This is a genomic window from Kribbella sp. NPDC023855, assembly GCF_040639475.1.
Taxonomy (GTDB): Bacteria; Actinomycetota; Actinomycetes; order Propionibacteriales; family Kribbellaceae; genus Kribbella.
Genome location: NZ_JBFAAA010000017.1, coordinates 109,729 through 122,020 on the forward strand (window position 1 = coordinate 109,729; position 12,292 = coordinate 122,020).

At 69.3% G+C, this 12,292-nt stretch carries 11 protein-coding genes; 4 read left to right on the forward strand and 7 right to left on the reverse strand.

Features of this window, described 5'->3' with window-relative positions:
• Positions 1–38 precede the first annotated feature (38 nt).
• Positions 39–827 (forward strand): arginase family protein, encoded by a 789-nt coding sequence (locus AB0F51_RS36625; RefSeq protein WP_360287865.1) that lies wholly within the window; start codon positions 39–41, stop codon positions 825–827.
• Here the strand turns inward: AB0F51_RS36625 and AB0F51_RS36630 are convergent.
• From AB0F51_RS36630 to AB0F51_RS36640, 3 genes are all read right to left on the reverse strand, one after another.
• Entirely contained in the window at positions 824–1,957 is a 1,134-nt protein-coding gene (locus AB0F51_RS36630) for a Nif3-like dinuclear metal center hexameric protein (protein ID WP_360287867.1), read from the reverse strand. The genes AB0F51_RS36625 and AB0F51_RS36630 overlap by 4 nt on opposite strands.
• A gap of 32 nt (positions 1,958–1,989) precedes the next feature.
• Positions 1,990–2,751 (reverse strand): DinB family protein, encoded by a 762-nt coding sequence (locus AB0F51_RS36635; RefSeq protein WP_360287869.1) that lies wholly within the window; start codon positions 2,749–2,751, stop codon positions 1,990–1,992.
• Positions 2,752–2,852: 101 nt separating this feature from the next.
• Positions 2,853–4,514 carry a glycoside hydrolase family 13 protein gene (locus AB0F51_RS36640; protein ID WP_360287871.1) on the reverse strand — a complete coding sequence of 554 codons (1,662 nt, stop codon included), beginning with the start codon at positions 4,512–4,514 and terminating at the stop codon, positions 2,853–2,855.
• Positions 4,515–4,674: 160 nt separating this feature from the next.
• Here AB0F51_RS36640 and AB0F51_RS36645 point away from each other — a divergent pair, with 160 nt between their 5' ends.
• On the forward strand, positions 4,675–5,889 hold the full coding sequence (locus tag AB0F51_RS36645) for an ROK family transcriptional regulator (protein WP_360287872.1): 1,215 nt from the start codon (positions 4,675–4,677) through the stop codon (positions 5,887–5,889).
• On the opposite strand, the gene AB0F51_RS36650 is transcribed toward AB0F51_RS36645, so the two are convergent.
• From AB0F51_RS36650 to nagZ, 3 genes are all read right to left on the reverse strand, one after another.
• Complete coding sequence (locus AB0F51_RS36650) at positions 5,886–6,458, reverse strand: GNAT family N-acetyltransferase (RefSeq protein WP_360287874.1); 573 nt, start codon at positions 6,456–6,458, stop codon at positions 5,886–5,888. The two genes, AB0F51_RS36645 and AB0F51_RS36650, sit on opposite strands and share 4 nt — an antisense overlap.
• A gap of 77 nt (positions 6,459–6,535) precedes the next feature.
• Positions 6,536–7,807 carry an alpha-L-fucosidase gene (locus tag AB0F51_RS36655; protein ID WP_360287876.1) on the reverse strand — a complete coding sequence of 424 codons (1,272 nt, stop codon included), beginning with the start codon at positions 7,805–7,807 and terminating at the stop codon, positions 6,536–6,538.
• A gap of 42 nt (positions 7,808–7,849) precedes the next feature.
• Positions 7,850–9,307 (reverse strand): beta-N-acetylhexosaminidase, encoded by a 1,458-nt coding sequence (nagZ, locus tag AB0F51_RS36660; protein ID WP_360287878.1) that lies wholly within the window; start codon positions 9,305–9,307, stop codon positions 7,850–7,852.
• 328 nt (positions 9,308–9,635) lie between these two features.
• On the opposite strand from nagZ, the gene AB0F51_RS36665 reads away from it, so the two are divergent.
• Complete coding sequence (locus tag AB0F51_RS36665) at positions 9,636–10,652, forward strand: ROK family protein (RefSeq protein ID WP_360287880.1); 1,017 nt, start codon at positions 9,636–9,638, stop codon at positions 10,650–10,652.
• 342 nt (positions 10,653–10,994) lie between these two features.
• A complete protein-coding gene (locus AB0F51_RS36670; protein ID WP_360287882.1) occupies positions 10,995–11,549 on the forward strand; it encodes a hypothetical protein in 555 nt (184 codons plus the stop codon).
• 106 nt (positions 11,550–11,655) lie between these two features.
• On the opposite strand, the gene AB0F51_RS36675 is transcribed toward AB0F51_RS36670, so the two are convergent.
• Positions 11,656–12,186 carry a hypothetical protein gene (locus AB0F51_RS36675; RefSeq protein WP_360287884.1) on the reverse strand — a complete coding sequence of 177 codons (531 nt, stop codon included), beginning with the start codon at positions 12,184–12,186 and terminating at the stop codon, positions 11,656–11,658.
• Positions 12,187–12,292 lie beyond the last annotated feature (106 nt).

A 12,292-nucleotide genomic window follows, 5' to 3' on the forward strand; every position in this document is an offset into this window, starting at 1 on the left:
CGCGCTGGACGCGGCCTGGTCGGATCGTAGGGTGCCGTATGACCACTGTGCTGTGTGTGCCGCAATGGCAGGGATCCGGGCTGGGCGATTCGCCGCGCCTTGCGGACGGCGCTCATCGGACCGCTGAGCTCGTTCCGGCCGACCGGGTCGTGACGGTGCCTGTCCTCGACACGGGCGGCAAGCCGGAGGCCGGCGTACGAGGGCTGGATGTGCTGACCGAGAATCTCCGGTTGACGTACGACGCCCTGGCCGGCCTCGACGATCTGGTGCTGACCGTCGGCGGGGACTGTTCCGTGGACCTCGCGCCGATCGCCACCGCTCGCGATCGGTACGGCGACGACCTGACCGTCCTGTGGATCGATGCGCATCCCGACCTGTACACGCCCCAGACGCTGCGGTCCGGCTCGTTTCACGGGATGGTGTTGCGCACGCTGCTCGGCGAAGGGCCGGCTCCGCTGGTTCCGGCGCGGCCGCTGGTGCCCGGGCAGGTGATCATCGCCGGGGAGCGAGCGGGTGATGCGTCGGAGCACGAGTACCTCGAGAAGGTCGGCATCCGGCGGTACGGGGTCGGTGAGCTTGATCGAGTGCTGGACGGTCTCAGCGGGCCCGTTTACGTCCATGTCGATTTGGACGTCCTCGAGCCCACCGAGTTCGGGTCGCTGGGATATCCCGAGCCTGACGGCGTACCGGTACAGCGGTTGATCGAACTCGTCTCCGGCGTGGAGAACATCGTGGGCGCGGCCATCACGGAGCACATGCCTACCGGGACAGCCGCCGACTCCGCCGACGCCGAAGTCGTCCGCCGGCTGGCGACCGCGTTGACCTAGAGGTGCAGCGTCCAGGCGTCGGTGCAGATGGTGGAGACCTGGGCGTCGACAGTGAAGCCACGAGTTGCCAGGGCGTCGGTCACCAAGCGTTCGGCGTCCTTCAGCCACGGCCATTCGCTGGCCCAGTGGGCGACATCGACCAGCGCCGGACCTTCGTCGTACGCGCGGGCCTCGGTGGCGGGATGGTGCCGCAGGTCGGCCGTCACGTAGGCATCCACATCGGCCGCGCGGACCCGCTCGAACTCCGAGTCTCCGGCTCCACCAACCACCGCGACCGACTCGATCAACCGGTCAGGATCGCCCGACACCCGTACTCCGTGCTCGGTCCGCGGCAGCCGCTCCCCCACCAACTCGGCGAACCGCTTGAGCGGCAACGCCTCCGCCAGTACGCCGATCCGCCCGCCACCCCGATTGCTGGGTAGCGCGGCCATCTCGAAGATGTCGAAGGCCGGCTCCTCGTACGAGTGGGCCGCCTTGAGTGCCTCCACCACCGCCCGGCGACGATGTCGCGGCAGCAGCATCTCGACCCGGTCCTCGACCACGCGCTCAATCGCGCCGACCTCGCCGATCGTCGGGTTGGCTCCATCCAGCGGCCGGAAAGTCCCTTCGCCGGTGGAGCTCCACGCGGCGCGCTCGTACTCACCGATCCGCCCGGCACCGGCCGCGGCGAGCGCGTCGATCAGCTTCTGCGTCTCGGCCACCGGCACATAGACCACAACCTTGTCCATCGGCTCACTCGGCATCGCCTTCAACGGCCGGGTCTCCGTCAGCCCGAGCGCGGCAGCCAGCGCGTCGCTCACCCCGGGATTCGCGTTGTCCGCGTTCGTGTGGCACACCTGCAACGCGACCCCAGCACGGATCAGGTCGTGAATCACCCGGCCTTTGGGCGTGGTCGCCGCGACGCTGTTCACCCCGCGCAGCAACAGCGGATGGTGCGTCACGAGGAGGTCGAACCCACCGCTGATCGCCTCGTCCACCACGACCCGCATCGGATCCACCGCGAACAGAATCCGCCGCACCGGCTGCCCCGGATCGCCGGTCACCAGACCGACCGCGTCCCAGCTCTCCGCCCACGCAGGGTCGTACAGCCCGTCGAGCACCTCAACCACATCAGAAAGCGTCGCGTCCACCCCCACATCCTGCCAGCGCCACCACGATCAGGTCAGAGAACACCCGCCTTCTCGAGTACGGCGAGATCGCGGACGGCGTACCGGTGGTGCTCGGCCTCTTCCTTCAGCACCACCTTGAGACAGCGCCGGACGACGTACTCCCTGTCCGGATACATGTCAGCCGGCTTCCGCGCGCAAACCCGGTCGAGCTCGGCGTCGGTGAGACTGTCGAAGACCCGCCGCAGCTTGGACATCCGCGCCAGCCGTGGCGTGAGCACCTCGTCGAGGGTCGGCGTGGCCTCGAGGGTCAGCCCGAGCTTCGCGGCCTCCTCGCTCGGCGTCCCTCCGGCCGGGAAGCCGAACGGGTGGTACGGCTCGTCCTCCTCGAGCACGCAGTTGCCGACCCAGGCATCGCTGGCGAACAGCAGATGCCGGTGCGTCTCGACGAACGACCACTCGCCGTCGACGCGTTCGTGAAGCTTTGCCTCAGGCAACAATCTCGCGCGCTCGAGGGTGGACTCCCACAGCTGCTCGACCGCGCTCCAGGCCGCCCGGTAGTCGTCGACGGTCGTCGCCTCACGCGCCAGCACCCGCGCTGGGTGCAGCCGGTCGAGCTCCGCGTCGACGTACGCGGTCACGTCGATGTCGTTGACGACGACCCGTTGGAAGTCGCCGCCGAGATACACGTCACTGCCGTAGCAGTCGACGATCTTCAGCCCGTCGACCTCGCAGTCGCGGATCTCGAGCCCGGCGAGGTCGCACAGGTGAATGCGCGCACCACGGAACTGGTCGGTCTGGACGTATTCAGCAGTCATACCGGCAGTCTGTCGCACCGCACCGACAGTTTCTGCCGCTCAGGCTGCGCGACCGCTGGCGCCCCGCCACGTTCGGCGCCAGCGGTCGAGCAGGGGCCAGGCTAGATGAGCCAAGCGGTGGTGTCGGTGGGGAGCTTGTCGCCTTCGAGCGGCGAGCTGGACAGGACGACCGCGCCTTCGGGCAGCTCGATGGGAGCAGCACCGAAGTTGGTCACCGACTGCCAACCACCGGGACGGCTGAAGTGGAGCGCCCACTCGACGTCATCGATCCACTCCAGGCCGGCACCCGTCTGCAGTCCCCGGCGTACGGCGAGGGCCTTGCGGTAGAGGCTGAGGGTCGACGACGGGTCACTCTCCTGCGCCTCCACGGAGTACTGGCCGAACCAGGTCGGCTGCAGCAGGTGAGAGCCGCCCGAGCCGAAGCCGAACGACAACCCGCCGACAGTCCACGGCAGCGGCACCCGGCAACCGTCACGGCCCTTCTCGGCACCCTTCGAGCGGAAGTAGGCCGGGTCCTGCAGGCTCGCCGCCGGCAGCTCGCCGACCTCCTGCAGCCCGAGCTCCTCCCCTTGATACAGGTACGCCGAGCCGGGCAGCGCCAGCATCAGCAGTACTGCGGCCCGAGCCCGTCGCAGCCCCAGTTCGACGTCCACGGTCGGCTCGGTCCCGTTGCTCAGCAGCCAGGCCTTGCCGTCCTGCCATGCGCCTTCGGGGTCCTTCGGCAGCCCATACCGCGTCGCGTGCCGGACGACATCGTGGTTCGAGAAGACCCAGGTCGAGGACGAGCCGTTCTCGTCGGCCAGCGCCAGGTTCTCCTTGATCACCGTGCGGAACTTGTCGAAGTCCCAGTCGGCCTGCAACAGGTCGAAGTTGAACGCCTGGCCGAGTCCGTCGGCACTCGCGTACCGCGCGCGACGCGCCGCCGGTACGAACGCCTCGGCGACGGCCGACCGGGGCGGGTCGTACTCGTTCAGCACCTTGCGCCACTCGGTGTAGATCTCGTGCACGCCTTCGCGGTCCCACAGCGGGTGCGCGCCGTTGGACTCCGACTGCCGCGGCAGCGTGGTCTTCGACGGCAGCGGCTCGGTGAGGTCCTTGACCAGCGCGTGCGCCACGTCCACCCGGAAACCGTCCACCCCGCGATCCGACCAGAACCGCAGCGTGGTCAGGAAGTCGTCACGGACCTCGGCGTTGTCCCAGTTCAGGTCGGGTTGCTCGGCCGCGAACAGGTGCAGGTACCACTGGCCGTCCGGGGTCCGCGCCCAGGCGGAGCCACCGAACACCGAGTCCCAGTCCGACGGCGGCTCGGACCCGTCCGGCCCGGTGCCGTCGCGGAAGATGTACCGGTCGCGGGCGGGCGAACCCTGCGGTGAGCGCAGCGCCTCCTGGAACCACTCGTGCAGGTTCGAGGTGTGGTTCGGCACGATGTCGACGATCAGCTTGATCCCGGCCCCGTGCAGCGCGGCGACGAGCTCGTCGAAGTCGCTCAGCGTGCCCAGGCGCGGGTCGACGTTGCGGTAGTCGTCCACGTCGTACCCGCCGTCGGCCAGCGCCGAGGGGTAGAACGGGCTCAGCCAGACCGCGTCGATCCCGAGCTTGGTCAGGTACGGCAGGCGGCTGATGATGCCCTGCAGGTCACCGACACCGTCACCGTTGGAGTCGGCGAAGCTGCGCGGGTAGATCTGGTAGACGACGGCCTGCCGCCACCAGTCGGGGTCGCTCGGGTCGTCGGCACGGGTCACCAGGGTCGCGGTGCTGGTCAAGAGAGCCTCACTCGGTTCGGAGGGTGGTCCGGGGGTACTACGCAAGGACGGCGGATGTTTCCAGCTGGTTCCGGCGGGGTTGCCGCCAGATTTATATAGACTCTAAATTTAGATTCTGCAGTATTGTGCGCGGGGACTTGCGAGGAGGTCAAGAGGGAATATGGCGACAACCCCGGCGGCCACGCCACCGATGCTGCGCAGAGTGAACGCGAGCAAGCTCCTCGGCGTGCTGTCGACGGCCGGCGTGATGACCGGTACCGGCCTGATCGAGGCCACTGGTCTCACCCGCGCGACCGTGCATGCCGTCTGCAACGACCTGATCGCGATGGGCTGGGTGGTCGAGCTCGACCCCGGCCACGACGCCCCCGGTACGCCGGTGGGCCGGCCCTCCCGCCGGTTCGAGTTCAACAGCCGGGCCGGCTACGTGCTCGGCATCGACGTCGGCGCATCCAAGACCACGGTGCTGCTGTCAGACCTGCGTGGCGAGACCGTCGCCAAGGCCGGCCGCTCGTTCGAGTCGGTGAAGACGCCCGGTGAGCAGACCGCGGTCGTGAACGAGGCCGTTCTGGAGGTCATCGACACGGCCGGAGTGACCGACGCCGAGGTGCTCGCGGCCGGGGTCGGGGTCGCCGCGCCGGTGGACCGGCAAGGCAACATCCTGGTCGACGACGAGTTCTGGCGGCGCTTCGACGCGGGCCTGACGAACCGGCTCACCGAACTCCACGGCTGGCCGGTCCTGCTGGAGAACGACGCCAACCTGGCCACGCTGGGCGAGCACTGGCGAGGTGAGGCCCGTGACGTCGATGACCTGGTCGTGCTCCTCGCGGGCGAGCGGTTCGGTTCCGGCCTGATGGATTCCGGCCGATTGCTGCACGGCAGCCGTGGTGGCGCCGGTGAGATGGTCTACCTCAAACTCGTCGAGGGTGTCGGCGACACGGCCGGTATCGCCCGGACCGCCCGCGAGCAAGGCACGAAGGCGGTGGCGGACGCAGCAGTAGAGACGAGCCTCCGCGAGCTTGCCGACGGCAGCCCGATCACCGCGGAGCTGGTCTTCGCGGCCGCGGCCGACGGCGACAAAGTTGCCCTCGGCATCCTCCGGCACATCGCCTGCCGCACCGCCAGAGTGCTTGCCACCCTGGGCATCCTCTTCAACCCCGAGCTGATCGTCATCGGCGGCGCCGTGGCGACAGCCGCCAAGGCCCTGCTGCCGGACATCGAAACCCAGCTGGCCACCTTCACCGCCACTCCACCCCGGATCGCCGTCTCCTCCCTCGGCGACACCATCGTCTCCATCGGAGCAGTCCGCCACGCCCTCAACTACGTCGAGCAACACGCCTTGGACCTGCAGCTGACCGGAGTACGGCGTACCAGCTAGGCGAGGGTCCAGCGGGGTGCTGCGGCTGGGGGTGGCGGGGTCCATTCGGGGCGGATGAGGCTGTGGATCTTGGAGTCTCGCCAGCCGGTGCGGATCAGGACCGTGCGGCGGAGGACTCCTTCGTACGTCATGCCGATCCGCTTCAGGACGGCGGCCGAGGCGGAGTTGCGAGGGTCGCAGGTCGCCTCGATGCGTTCGAGGGCCAGTTCCTCGAAGCCGAACTGGCAGAGCAGACGGGCGATCTCGCTGGCGACGCCCTGGCCCCAGTAGTCGCAGTGGACGGAGTAGCTGATCTCGCCGCGCTTCCAGGCGACGTGGCGGATGTTCAGTTCGCCGATGCCGAGCACACCGGTGGCCGGGTGGGTGGCGACCCAGGCGTACCGGTGCCGGGGATCCGCCTGCCACGAGGCAGCGGCCGTCTCCGCGAAGATCCGGGTGTCCGCCTCGGAGTTGGGACCCCAAGGCTGGTACCGGCAGGACTCCTCCCGCGAAGCCCACTCATGAATCCGCGGCCAGTCGTCGTACCGGATCGGACGCAGCGTGATCTTCGACAGGTCGAGAGCGTTCACCCGAGTCAGGCTAGCCCTGGAAACGTTGCCTCAGCGGCACCCGAGGCCGGTCAGCCCGGCACCGGGGTGCGGTGCCGCTAGTCCCGGGTGTGGTGCTCGAACAGGTCGAGCTCGCCGTCGAGCTCCAGCTCGATGACCGTGCAGTCCCGGTCGAGCGCGGTGTCGGAGTCGATGAAGAGGTACTCCCAGCCCGGTACGCCGGCGTGGCCGCCCTGCCGGGTGGTGCGCAGTTCGACCTTGCTCCCGAGGATGGTTGCCTTGAGCACTTTGTTCTTCAGACCACGGACCACGACGTACTCGTTCGGGCGGTCGAACACGAACAGGTACAGCTTCTTCCGGTCGAGCGAGACCGTGGACGCACCGTAGAAGGCGCCCAGCGGCAGGCCGCGGGTGGTGTCGTAGATGGCCGGTTCGTGCCGCCGGATCCAGTCGCCGAGCTCCCGCAGCCGCTCGACCTGCTCCTCGGGGATGCTGCCGTCCTCGCGCGGACCGACGTCGAGCAGAAGGTTGCCCCCGCCCCCGATCGTCTCCGCGAACAGCCGCACCAACTGCCGGACGGACTTGTAGGCGTGGTCGTCGTGCTGATATCCCCAGGACTCGTTGATCGTGACGCAGAGTTCCCACGGCCCGGCCGGCGGTACGACGGGCACGCCCTGCTCCGGCGTCGCGTAGTCACCGAATCCGCCCCGCATCCGGCCGTTGATGATCGTCTCGGGCAGCTTCGACTCGATCAGCTCCCGGACCTCCTCCATCCGCCACTGCCCCGGGTCGCGCTCCCAGTCCCCGTCGAACCACAGCAGGTCCGGCTGGAACCGCTCGATGATCTCGGTCAGCTGGGCCCGGTGGAAGGCAAGGAACCGCTCCCACGCCTCCGAGTCCTCCTCCCCCGCAGCCGGTACTGCGAACGGGTTGCCCCGCTCGTCGGCCGGCATCTCGGCCGGCCGCACCGACGCGTAGTCCGGGTGTGACCAGTCGAGATGGCTGAAGTACAGCCCGGTCTTGATGCCGTGCCGGCGAAGCGCGTCCAGGTACTCACTGACGATGTCGCGGGCGGCCGGAGTCGCCTTCACCGTCGACAGATCGTTCGCCGCCGTGTCGTAGAGCGCGACCCCGTCATGGTGCTTCGACGTCAGTACGGCGTACCGGGCGCCGGCCGCCTCGAACAGCTCGGCCCATGCCTCCGCGTCGAATTTCGCCGCGGTGAAGCCGTCGAGCTGCTTCATGTAGTCCTCATGGCTGATCGATCCGTTGAAGAACGACCAGGACTCGGCAATCCCGTTCACGGCGTAGATGCCGTAGTGGATGAAGATGCCGAGCTTGGCCCCGCCGAACCACGGTTGGATCGCCATCGCGCACTCCTCGAGCTGGGGGGTCGCAATAGGATATAGGATTTACGGCACGCGGGTCAGCGGCTGTGCCGCCGCCTCCAGGACGACGAGATTGCGCCCGTAGGTGACAGCCGTCGGAACGGTCGCCGGCACCAGGGCCCGGTCTTCCGGAATCCCCGTGCAGAGCACGAACACGTCGCCCTCGTGGCTCTCGAGCAGCTTCTGCAGAGCGGCCCGCATCCACGGAGTACGGACTGCATCCTGGACCGCGACCACCAGCGGCCTCCCGATCGAGGCTGCTTGAGCCTCCGAGAGTGCGGCGGGATCGTCGCCTCGCAGTACGACGCCTGCCGAGCCCGGCGCGATCTTGGCGAAGACTTCCGGAAGGCCGCTGAAGTACGGATTCCAGGCCGGGTGCAGGCCCTGGGTCAGATCCACCACGTACGGCGATCCGCCCAGTCCGGGGAAGTCCTGCCCGGTGACCGTGCGGGCCGCGACCTCGCGGGTCGGCGCGCCGTCGAGGCCGGGCTGGTGAGGTCGCGCGGCGAGAGTGTTCGCGAGGGCGCGCACCCGGCCGGCCGCGTCCGCGAGCCGGGACGCCTCGAGCGTTCCGTCGCCGACTGCCTGGACAAGGCGAGCCGTCAGCGCGCGGGGATCGGCCTCCCCGATCGCGATCATCGCCAGGTCCGCACCGGCCCGGATCGAGGCGACGGCGGCGTCCTCGATCGACCGGGTCGCGGTGATCGCCTGCATCTCGAGCGCGTCCGTGGTGATCACTCCGGTGAAGCCGAGCTCCTCGCGCAGCAGGCCGTGCAGGATCCGCCGCGACAGGGTGGCCGGCTGGTCGTCGTACGCGGAGAAGATGATGTGCGCGCTCATGATCACGTCCGCGCCGGCCTCGATCGCGGCCTTGAACGGCGCGAGCTCGACCGCGGTCACCTGCTCGATCGACCGGTCTACCCGGGGTAGCGCGAGATGCGAGTCGACGGCCACGTCGCCATGACCGGGAAAGTGCTTCGGGCAGGCCGCGATACCGGCGTCCTGGACGCCCTGGACGAAGGCGACGCCGTGCCGGGCGACGACGTCGGCCGTCGTACCGAACGAGCGGGTCGAGATGATCGGGTTGGCCGGGTTGCTGTTCACGTCGACCGAGGGCGCCAGCATCAGGTCGATGCCGAGCGCGGCGAGGGTGGCGGCGGCATCGCGAGCCGCGGCCCGGGTCAGGCTGACGTCGTCGAGCTCACCGAGCGCGCGAGGGGACGCCAGCGGCCAGGGGTTGGCAGGGGCGAGGTGGCTGAACTCGCCACCCTCGTGGTCGATGGCGATCACGAGGTCGGGCCGTTCGGCCCGCAGCGAGGTGGTCAGGGCGGCGACCTGTTCGGCATTTTCGACGTTGCGGGTGAACAGGATGACGGCGCCGAGTCCGGCGGCGACGGCGCGCAGCAGCTGGTCGGGGGCGGTGGTTCCGTTGAAGCCGACGATCAGGGCGCCGGCCGCGTCACGATCCAGTTGGTCACTCATGAGGCCTACCCTCTCGCGCTCGCTCCGAGGGCGCTACCTCACATCGTCACGGTCAGCGAGACGACGCCTCGCTGACCGTCACCTGGGCGCTTGAGAGGCCATCGTTGTCAACTTTTGTCATGGCATGATTCCAGCGCTCACCTGCGGGATTAGCACGATTAGCTTCGGCAAACCCTCGCCGGATGAGCTGGTTACAGATAACGTTGTCTCCCGACCAGGCCGCCTACGACGGAGTCCCGCACAGTGACCTTGCCGATCAGCACCGAGCAGCTCCGCGTGGAAGAGAACTTCCAGACCGACCAACCGCACCGGTACTGACGGGGGGACCATGAGCGACCACGCAGGCACGGTGCTGGGCATCGACATCGGCGGCACGAAGATGGCCGCCGCGCTGGTGTCCGCCGACGGCCGGATCGTCACCGCGGACCGCATCCCCACCCCGACCGGCGACGCGGACCAGGTCTTCGCCGCACTGGCCGAACTGATCGGCCGGGTCCTGAGCGAGGCCGGGTTGGCAGCGGCCGGGTCGGCAGTGGCCGGCGCCTTGGCGGCCGGGTCTGCGGGGATTGGGCCGCTGGCGGTGGGGATTGGGTCGGCTGGGCCGTTGGATCAGGAGCGTGGGTTGGTGTCCCCGGTGAACATCGCCGGGTGGCGGAACTTTCCGCTCGTGGACCGGGTGCGGGAACTGGTCGGCGACGTACCGGTGACGCTGGGTGTGGACGGGCACTGCTTTGCGCTCGGGGAGTTCTGGACCGGCGCCGGACGCGACGTCAGCAGCCTGCTCGGCATTGTCGTCTCCACCGGCGTCGGCGCCGGCATCGTGGTCGACGGCAAGCCGATGATCGGACAATCCGGCAACGCGGCACACCTCGGGCACGTGGTGGTCGACCTCGACGGCGAGGCGTGCGCCTGCGGCTCGTACGGTTGCGTCGAGACCTATGCGAGCGGCCCGCGGATGGTTGCCCGGGCCAAGCGTCGCGGGTGGCGCAGTACCGAGGACGTCGACGCGGCGGTGCTGTCCGCGGACGCCGCCGCCGGGGACGAGATCGCCCTCGCGGTGTTCGACGACGGCGCCCAGGCCCTCGCGGCGGGCATCGTTGCCACCGCTGTCACCGTTGACCTTACGACCGTCGTGATCGGCGGCGGGGTGGCCAAGGCCGGCCCGGTGCTGTTCGACCCGGTCCAGCGCTGGGTCAAGCGGTTGGCACAGCTCCCGTTCGTCGCCGACCTGACCGTCGAACCGGCCCAGCTCGACAACGCCGGCCTGATCGGCGCCGCCCGGCTCGGCTGGGATCTGTTGCCCCCGGCCAGTACCGCGCACCGGTCCGGGAGCGCATCGGGGTAGCCCACCCGGCAGTTGGCGCCACCCGTCCCTCGATGACGGATTGCGACCCTTCGCACACATCTGTGTCGTGCGGAAAGGGGTCTCCCGAGCAATTTTGCGCAGTTTTTACGCAATTGCCACAATCTTTGTAACGGCGACCCCTGCTCCCGCGATGCAACGGATGGATGGAGTGGGGGCACGCTGTCCGTGGGCAATCAGGGGGGCCTGCATGCCAGGGATTGACCGTTTGCGTGGGCGGCGAGGAGGCGACTCCTCGCCGCTCGCGCAAGCAACCGCAGTACCGATGTACGCACGTCCACCAGCGTTGTCCGGGGCAACGCTCGACCGTAGGGACAGGTCCTGATGGACGTCGTCGTTCTCATCGTCTTCGCACTCTTCTTCACCGCGCTCGTGATCGCCACGACGACCAGCCACGGCCTGCTCCGCGCGTCGGTACGCCGCCCGCGGCTGTTCCAGTCCGTCGTCGTGTTCGCGGCCGCGGCCACCGTCCCGGTCGACCTGTACGCCGTCGTGTACGGCACGGTCGGTCCCGGCGGCAGCGCGCTCGGCGAGGTCGCCGGCCGCCTGCTGCTCCTGAACGTCGCCGCCGCGAGCGGCGTCGCGGCCTTGCACGAGTTCCTGCGGGGACGCATCCTGTCCACCGACTCGGCCCTGGACGAACAGTCCGAGTCCGAGCACCCGGTCCGGATGGGCGTGCTGGGCTGGAGCGGCCCACTGATCGCGTTCGTCGCGGTCACCGCCGTCGTCGTACTCGGCTCCCGGGGGAACGGGCCCGAGCTCGGCAACGTCGGATCGGTCTGGGCCGTCTACTCCCTGCTCATCTGCGTGATCAGCGCCTTCGCGCTGCTCCGCCGGCGAGCAGTCGAGGTAGGTGCGGTCGATCCTCAGGAGGGATGAGGATCGAGCGCGGGTTCTGCACCGCGGACGGTGAGCCAGAGGCTGCGGGAGGGCAGCCACCGGACAACACCCCCGTCCACGGTGCAGAACCGACTTCTCCTGTGGTCTAGCTGAGCCACTCGGGGGCGGGCAGCCTGGAGCGGTCGAGTTTGCCGCTGGCGTCCAGCGGGAGGTCCTCGACCGGGATCAGGTCTGCTGGTACCAGGTAGATCGGCAGTTCCTTGGTGAGCTCCAGCAGCAGGTTCGCCAGTACTGCGGGGTCGCTGTCCTCCAGGACGACGTACCCGATCAAGCACGTGTCGCCCGCCGGGTCGGCGCACGCAACGACGACCGCGTCGATCACGCCGGGTAGGTCGGCGAGCACATGCTCGGTCTCCCCCGGCTCGACCCGGTGGCCGCGGATCTTCACCTGGTCGTCAGCACGACCCAGGTAGTCCAGCGACCCGTCCGCACGCCAGCGCCCTAGGTCCCGGCTTCGGTAGAGCCGCCCACCCGGATGCGCCGGGTCGCTCACGAAAGCTCTCTCCGTCTCGTCCGGACGGCCGAGGTAGCCCTGCGCGACAGCGACGCCGCCGAGGTGGATCTCGCCGATCGCGCCCACCGGCACTGGCCGCAGCGCCTCGTCCAGCAGGCGCACCACCACGTTGTGGGGGGGGGCGGCGCTGGGGGGGGGGGGGTGGTGCGGGGGGAGCGGGGGGGGGGGGGGGGCCAACCCCCCCCCGGGGGGGGCGGTCGGGGTGTTT

Bases quoted from the DNA above. Each gene is read 5' to 3' on its own strand.
- AB0F51_RS36655 (WP_360287876.1), bottom strand. From the start codon at position 7,807: ATGGCGATCCAACCGTGGTTCGGCGGGGCCAAGCTCGGCATCTTCATC.
- AB0F51_RS36670 (WP_360287882.1), top strand. From the start codon at position 10,995: ATGGACGTCGTCGTTCTCATCGTCTTCGCACTCTTCTTCACCGCGCTC.
- AB0F51_RS36665 (WP_360287880.1), top strand. From the start codon at position 9,636: ATGAGCGACCACGCAGGCACGGTGCTGGGCATCGACATCGGCGGCACG.
- AB0F51_RS36645 (WP_360287872.1), top strand. From the start codon at position 4,675: ATGGCGACAACCCCGGCGGCCACGCCACCGATGCTGCGCAGAGTGAAC.
- AB0F51_RS36635 (WP_360287869.1), bottom strand. From the start codon at position 2,751: ATGACTGCTGAATACGTCCAGACCGACCAGTTCCGTGGTGCGCGCATT.
- nagZ (WP_360287878.1), bottom strand. From the start codon at position 9,307: ATGAGTGACCAACTGGATCGTGACGCGGCCGGCGCCCTGATCGTCGGC.
- AB0F51_RS36625 (WP_360287865.1), top strand. From the start codon at position 39: ATGACCACTGTGCTGTGTGTGCCGCAATGGCAGGGATCCGGGCTGGGC.